This window comes from Nocardia noduli (genome assembly GCF_019038455.1).
GTDB lineage: Bacteria > Actinomycetota > Actinomycetes > Mycobacteriales > Mycobacteriaceae > Nocardia > Nocardia noduli.
Genome location: NZ_JAFMPL010000049.1, coordinates 44,027 through 50,999 on the forward strand (window position 1 = coordinate 44,027; position 6,973 = coordinate 50,999).

Annotated in this window: 6 protein-coding genes and 1 pseudogene; 1 reads left to right on the forward strand and 6 read right to left on the reverse strand. The window is 61.2% G+C overall.

What is annotated here, in order from left to right; genetic code table 11:
- The first annotated feature begins 47 nt into the window (after positions 1-47).
- Complete coding sequence (gene ligD / locus JZ792_RS23855) at positions 48-983, forward strand: non-homologous end-joining DNA ligase (protein WP_216913564.1); 936 nt, start codon at positions 48-50, stop codon at positions 981-983.
- Positions 984-1,036: 53 nt separating this feature from the next.
- Here the strand turns inward: ligD and JZ792_RS23860 are convergent, their stop codons facing one another.
- The 6 genes and pseudogenes from JZ792_RS23860 to JZ792_RS23880 all read right to left on the reverse strand — a co-directional run bounded on the left by JZ792_RS23860 (position 1,037) and on the right by JZ792_RS23880 (position 6,389).
- Positions 1,037-1,711 carry an HNH endonuclease gene (locus JZ792_RS23860; protein ID WP_216913538.1) on the reverse strand — a complete coding sequence of 225 codons (675 nt, stop codon included), beginning with the start codon at positions 1,709-1,711 and terminating at the stop codon, positions 1,037-1,039.
- Positions 1,708-2,865, reverse strand: a complete 1,158-nt coding sequence (locus JZ792_RS23865) for an AAA family ATPase (RefSeq protein ID WP_254190241.1) — start codon at positions 2,863-2,865, stop codon at positions 1,708-1,710. Before JZ792_RS23865 ends, JZ792_RS23860 begins: the two co-directional genes overlap by 4 nt.
- 48 nt (positions 2,866-2,913) lie before the next feature.
- Positions 2,914-3,060, reverse strand: a pseudogene (locus tag JZ792_RS43240) (ATP-binding protein); the annotation flags it as partial.
- Positions 3,061-3,207: 147 nt separating this feature from the next.
- The gene (locus tag JZ792_RS23870; RefSeq protein WP_254190242.1) at positions 3,208-3,663 is read right to left on the reverse strand and encodes a hypothetical protein; all 456 of its coding nucleotides are present in this window, start codon (positions 3,661-3,663) and stop codon (positions 3,208-3,210) included.
- Positions 3,664-3,867: 204 nt separating this feature from the next.
- Positions 3,868-5,523, reverse strand: a complete 1,656-nt coding sequence (locus JZ792_RS23875) for a DNA cytosine methyltransferase (RefSeq protein ID WP_216913542.1) — start codon at positions 5,521-5,523, stop codon at positions 3,868-3,870.
- Positions 5,524-5,696: 173 nt separating this feature from the next.
- Positions 5,697-6,389, reverse strand: coding sequence for a hypothetical protein (locus tag JZ792_RS23880; protein WP_216913544.1), 693 nt, complete (start codon positions 6,387-6,389; stop codon positions 5,697-5,699).
- Positions 6,390-6,973 lie beyond the last annotated feature (584 nt).

Genomic DNA, 6,973 nt, shown 5'->3' on the forward strand with positions numbered 1-6,973 from the left:
TCGATTGCCGTAAATAAGCTGATCAGATGGTGGGTGTACCGGCACCAATGCTGGCCGTCGCGGGTCGGCCACCGGATCATGCCGGGTGGGCGGTGGAGATGAAGTGGGACGGCGCCCGCGTCATCGCGATCACTGAACCAGGTTCATGCCGGTTGTACAGCAGGAACAAGCAACCGGTGACCGGTTCCTATCCGGAAGTCGTCACCGCGCTGGTCGCGGCGACCGCTGGGCGGGAGCTGATCCTCGATGGTGAGTTGATCGTCCAAGACGCCACTGGTGCGCCGTCGTTCGGTTTGCTGCAACGCCGCATGCACGTCGTCCGACCCAGCACCTCCCTGGTGGCGTCGACTCCGGTGCAGCTGTACGCCTTCGACGTCTTGGCCATCGACGGCCAATCCGCCATCGCGACACCGTACCTCCAGCGCCGTGACCTGCTCGGTGGGCTCGGTCTGGAGTCCTCGCTCGTTCGGGTGCCGCCGCACTGGGTCGGCGTGGACGCCGATCGGCTCCTCGCTGTCGCGAGCGAGCACCATCTGGAAGGGATCGTGTCCAAACGGATCGACTCCACTTACCAGCCCGGACGCCGATCCCACTCTTGGATCAAAACCGCAATACGCAAGACCACGTCCGCGGTCGTGGCCGGCTGGCTGCCCGGCAGCGGATCGTCGACCCGAACATTTGGATCCCTCGTCCTCGGCGCCCACGACCCCCACAGCGGACAGCTGGTCCACATCGGCAACGTTGGCACTGGATTCAGCGGCGCAGCCCGTCGCGACCTTCAAGGACGCCTCGATGAACTCGCCACCGTAGCAAGTCCCTTCAGCAACCAGGCGGGCCGTGGTCTCGCAATGACGCACTGGGTCCGGCCTGTGCTCGTCGGCGCGATCGAGTACCGCGAATACACCGGCGAGGGACTACGCCACCCTAGCTGGCGAGGCATCCGCACCGACAAGAACCCCGACGAGACCAGGTTGCCCGACTGACCACTCCCTGATCTAAGAAATTACACACCGTTTCTATACTCGCGGCAGACTTTTCAAACTTCAGAGACAAGAATCTTATTCAACTTATCTTCGAAGTCCAATATCCCCATCTCCCGCAGCAAGGATCGAACCGTAGCCTTAAACGGACCGTTCTCGTAGTTTTCTATAATTATTTCCAGAATAGCCTGGGCCGACTCAGCATTGGGCATCTTTGACCAAGCTTGAACGAGTCCTACGATGTGCTCAATTCTGTTTCGGCGCTCTTCGACTAGCGGCTTACGCGCTAGACCTAAATGGTGAATAGTAACTATGCCCCTTTCCGATCCAGGCCGGGGCAGCACCAAATCGCCAAAGAATAACAAGTGTTCGTCCGGGTCATCGACATAAGGATCAATGAGAGGCAGGGTGGCAGAGTAATACTCGCGTTTTTTATTATTGCATTGCCAGCAGGCGAAGGTCAGATTACTCCATTTTAAAACCAGGTGAGGGAACTGGGATTTCGGCAGCAAGTGCTCCACATCTCCGGGGTACACTGACTTCGGATTATCGTCGCAGTACGCACATCGATCGGCCGTTTCGGCAGCAACCGCCGATTTGATCTCTGAATGCCTCCAGCGACTCGGCATGTTTTTCTGTTTCGCAGCCTTAGCATCCAGGTATTCTTGAGTCCATTCAACCTCTTTTGCGTCAAGAATAGGTGGCTTTTCTCCCTTGGTGAGCTTCCTCACTCGCGCTCCCCAAGCAATTGCTCGAGTGCGAATGGTAGTTCATGACCGAGACCATTCCGTTCCAACTCGTTCTTAAGTTCCCACATTGACTCCGAGGAAATCTCACGCTCCACGAAACGACTCATGATCGCATTGAAAAGATCTTCTGCCCATACTGGAGTGGTGGTGGCAAGCCCCAACACATCTGTCAATGTCCGCTCTGCGGATTGAGCCTTATTCTCGAAGTCGAGAGCAGTAGAGTTCACCGAGTTATCTTCATCGTAGGTGAGCACATACACCTTTGCCTCTGGTGCAGCCGTCACGATAAATGGACTGTGCGTGGCTAGGACGAATTTAACTTCAGGAAAGGCACGCATCAGGTTAGGTATAAGAGTCCGCTGAAGGGAAGGATGGAGGTGATTCTCGGGCTCATCAATGCAGACCGTGAAAACGGCGGAATTTCGCGATCTCAAATGAATCTGCCACGCCAGGTCGAACAGAGTATTCATACCGCCGGAAATTGCGTCTATCGCATATCTACCCGCGCTAGTTTCCAATATGATGTCAGGCGGACTAGCTTCCAGACGTATAAATCCAATCGAGTCGGGCAAGATAGCCCGCAGCACTTGCTGGAATCCGTGCCATACATCGAGCGCTTCAGGATTAGGCCGTACAGAACTATTCCCCTCCCCGAAGACCGCTGCGGCCAGGAGTGCTTCCTTCATGCGCAACATCGGAGTGGAGCGTCCACCTGGTGAATTATAGCTATAGAAAATATTTCGCAGTTCATCAACGTGCGTTCGAAGAATTTCTTCGGCGGATACAAACTTCGCTGGAATTCTCTCCACGGGCCGGTAGGGGCTGATGGATCGATGTGCTGGCAAGAAGATTCCTTCAACTCTTCGCTGCGCGGGTAAGTCCAGTCCGTACTCGTCAGCATCTTGATGATGGCCTGTCCATATATCAATTCTCGAACTAGACCCGCCCGTATATTTCAGACTGCCAATCGCAACTGCACCTGGACGCCCCGAGTGCTCATAGGTGACCCTCATATGCCCGAGAGTTTCCATCACTTCATTGAAACGATGGGGATTCAGCGCATCGCGCACCATAAGAGGGTCAAGATATCGAAAATCTGGAAAGAGCTTTGATTCGTCGCGAAAGGCGAGTGGCATGGATCGAAATTGAGCAGGCCAACTGAAGTGACTACCGAGAATATTTAGGATAGACGTCTTCCCAGCCCCGTTGGCTCCCGTGATTACAGTTAGGCGTCCACTCAAATCGATGTCGACAATCCCAAACTGACGGAAACTATGCAGTATCAGACTGTCGAAGCCGTCTGCGAGCGGGAGGTTACCGTGCGCGCACATAGCGCAAAACTATAGACGCCTCCATGCAACTTGATACGTGCGATCCGATTCCCCGCGATCGACCACTTCAGGCAGGACCAACGGCTCAGTAATGCCTGCGTCTGAGCCGACGAGATCGAACAGGCCACACCGATCCACAGACGTGAGCTATCGACCAAGCATTCTGCGGCGTCGGTCGGTGTCAGGATCGACGGCACGGCCATGACCTTGACGTGTGTTCAGAACGTCGACTACGTCTCGGGTGCGGTAGAACCGGCGCTGTCCGCGGTCCTCGTGGTCGGCGTTTTCGTCCATCACGCCGCGGTATTGGCTCACGGTCTTGCTGTCGACGCCGAGTAGGCGCGCGATGGCTCCGAGGGTGCGGTATTCCTCGGGTTGGTCTGGCATCTCGTGGCGGGTCGGCCGGCGGTGCTCGTGCCACCGGGCGAGCCATGCGTCGAGTTCGTCGGTGTCGTATTCCTCGCTGCGGGCGCCGGACCCGACCCGCGGCCGGTACTGCTTGTGCTGGGGGAAGTCCTCGCGGATCGCCCAGAAGTTCCGCACGGTGTTGTGGCCGTAGCCGTGGCGTGTCGCCCACTCGTCAAGGGTGACCATCTCTCCCATCCATCCATTGTTGCCGCCCCTGATGCTCGGCGTTGCCGCTGCCTGCGTCCTCGGCCGGTCAGCCGACCGCCCCATGTGGGCCGTAGGGCAGGCGGCGGTTTATCGTGCTGGTGTCCTTTCCTTCGTGGGCGGGGCTTTCGGGCGGCCGGTATGTCCCACCGAACCCTTACGGGTTCGGGTTACCGGCCGCCCTCCTGCCTGGTGTCAGGCGGCCCAGCGTTCGATGTCCTCGCCGGTGATCGCCTCGACCAACGCCGACACCAACAACTCGGCTACCGGCGGTGTCACCGCGTTGCCGTACTGACGTACCCGTTCGCGCTTGTTACCGAGCACGGTGTAGCCGGTGGTGAAGGCCATGGCGCGGCCGATCTCGTGCGGCTGCAACATCCGGAACCGCACATCCTCGATCGCGTCCCGGCTGGCCTGGTCGACCAGGGCGAAGCGGTCGCGGGTCGACTGGGTGCCCATCGGCTGATCCACCGGCCGCGCGGCACCAGTGCCGTAGTAGGGCATCAACAGCGAATCCCACACCCGCCGCGGTAGTTCGGCGGGTACGACCAGGCCGTGATGGTTACCGCTGGCGGTCACCGTCGCCAACGCCTCGGTCACCGGGCGCGCGTCGCTGCTGCCGCCGCGGAGTTCGGCGACGAACGGCAGGAACGCGACCGCGGTTTCCGCCCTGGTGGTTTGGGTGCGCAGCGGCACCGTCACCGGCTGGGCGGTCTTGCCGTCGCGGCCTTCGGTCGGCACCACCAACGGCGGCGACACGAGCGCGTGGTTGGATCCGTCGGCCACGATCGTGGCCAGCTGCTCGTGCACCCCGATCGTGCGCGGCCGATCCGAACGCAGCAACGCCAGGAACGGCTGCGGAACCGCGACCCCGTCGTTCTCCCGGGTCGTGCGCGCCGACAACGGCACGGTCACCGGCGCGGCGATCTCGCGCCAAGTACCGCCTGCGGGAACCATCATCGGCACCGGCACGGTGTAGCGGCGCAGCCCGACCCGGATCCGTTCCATGGTCTTGTCCGCCAACGGTCGTGTCCGGTCTCCGATCCGCTCCCCTTCGACGGTCCAGTCGATCGCGGCGGCGGCGGGCAGTGCGGGTGGTTCGACCACCGCGTTGCGGCAGCGCACCTGGGGGCAGCGATAGACGTACTGCTGGCGGTAGCGGCCCATGTCGGCTCCGTCGGTCTTGAACACCTGCATCGCGGCCACCCAGGATTCACAGGTGGTGCAGTATGCCTGCGGGCGTAGCCATTTCGACCAGTCCGGCTCCCGCCCCAGCCCGGTGTCCCAGTAGGCGACATAGAGCCGGTCGCGGCTCTGCGGCGCGACCGGGGTCCGGGTCGATTGGGCGTGCATCGAGTTCAACGCGATCACCCGCACTCGATACCCGAGCGCGCGGATCTCGCCCAACCAGCGGTCCCACTGATCCCACGCCCGCACCTCCACCACGTTCTCCACCACCCCCGCACGGACCTTGCCGCCGCGGGCGATCACCCCGCGCAGGTACATCGGGACCTCCTCCATCAACGCCCGGGAACGGTCGGCCTCCTCGTCGCGGGGAGTGTCGAACAGATCGCCCTGCATCGTGTTGTGGAAGTCGCGGGACTTGCCCCGCGCCGAGGACCATTGCGGGCATTCCGGGGAGGCCCAGAACAGATCCGCGACCGGCCACCGCTCCACCGCGGCCTCCCGGATATCGCCCAGATGGTGATCGGTGTCGGGGAAATTCGCCGCATGGGTCTCGATCGCGCGCGCCCAATGATTCGCCGCCCGGGTCACTCGCACCCCGGGCACCGAATGCGCGCCCTGGCTCGACCCACCCGCGCCACAGAACCAGTCCATCAATTCCAGCATTTCGTTGTGTTCCTCTCGGATTCGTGGACGAAAGAACCCAGGTGCGGTGTCCCGCCGCACACCAGTTCTATTCACTAGTTTACCTGCTATTTGGACCGTTTTGCCTGGTCGAGACCAGATCGGGATAGCCGGTGAGTTGATTCGTAGGCATCAACGATGTTGACGCATAGTCATCAATCCTCGGAGTCGGCGACCTCGAACGCCTGTGTGCAGACTCCGCAAAGGATCGGCCCCACCTTGAGCGCGCGTTGCGCGGCCCGGATGCGCCGGACCGGGTCGCAACCGCACACCAGCACGTGCCCGTTGCGGGGCGCGCGTTCTTTGCCTTCCTCCCCGCTGTCCTCGTCGGCATCGCCACCGGCCGGCGCACCGGGTGGCGGGTCGTGCTCGCTGCGTCGGTGCGCGATCAACACCTTGGACAGGCCGTCGATTTGACGGCGGTACCGCTTCGCGGTCGCGTCGGGCAGCGCGGTTTCGGACCAACCGCGGTTGGCTTGGCGGGTCACGGTCAGTCCGAGTTCTTCGGCGATCTTCTTGTATCGGCCGTTGTGGTAGGCACCGCCGCGGCTGACGTCCTGCACCGCTCGTGTCTTCGCGATCCCGTGCGCGGCCTCGTGCAGCAGCGTACCGAACACCTCGCGGGCACCGAACGCGAAACCTTCCCCGCCGACGAACAACTCCGGCATCCAATCCGTGCCCCGCACCCACCGATCCGCGCCGAAATGCCCCAGCCGCAACCCGCGCGGCGAACCGACCGACCCCGACGCCATCGTCACCACCACATCGGGAACCTCGGGATTTTCGGCGCGGATCGCGGCCCATGTCGACTCGATCGCCACCACGACCGCCCCTGCGAATCTACTCATCGAACAACCTCCCCGGCTTGATGCTTAGAACTCAATTCTACCATCGAAAATAGTTGTCTACCAGTAGTTTTCATCAAAATACTGTTTCGCTCGGATCGTTTATTCGTCGCTAGATTGATGCCTACTCGTCAATGAATTGACGCGTACGCATCAACTGAATGGGCCTGAATTGATACTTACTCATCAACTCCGCACGGCGATGCACACACCATTTGAGCGCATAGGCGTCAATCGGTTTTATGCCTACGCGCTACTACCGGCTTGTGTCTGGTCGGGGTCTCCCGGCTGCGTCTCGAGCGGAGTCGCGGGCGGCAGGAGGCATCTCGTCTGCCTCGGCGCGGGCCTAGGCTACCTGCGCAGCGAATATCGACCGGTTGATGCCTGAGCATCAACATGAATTGATGCCTATGCGGCAACTATTCGCTCCCGGCTCCCCCGCCGACTCTCCTCTTGTGGTCATCCTCCCCAGCCCCTCACGTTCACGCCTCGCGGCGCTCTCTTGCGCTGCAACCGATCTCGCGTGCTCTCACCCGCACCGTGCCTGCGTCTCCTACCCCGTCCCCCTCTTGTGGTCATCTCTTCCC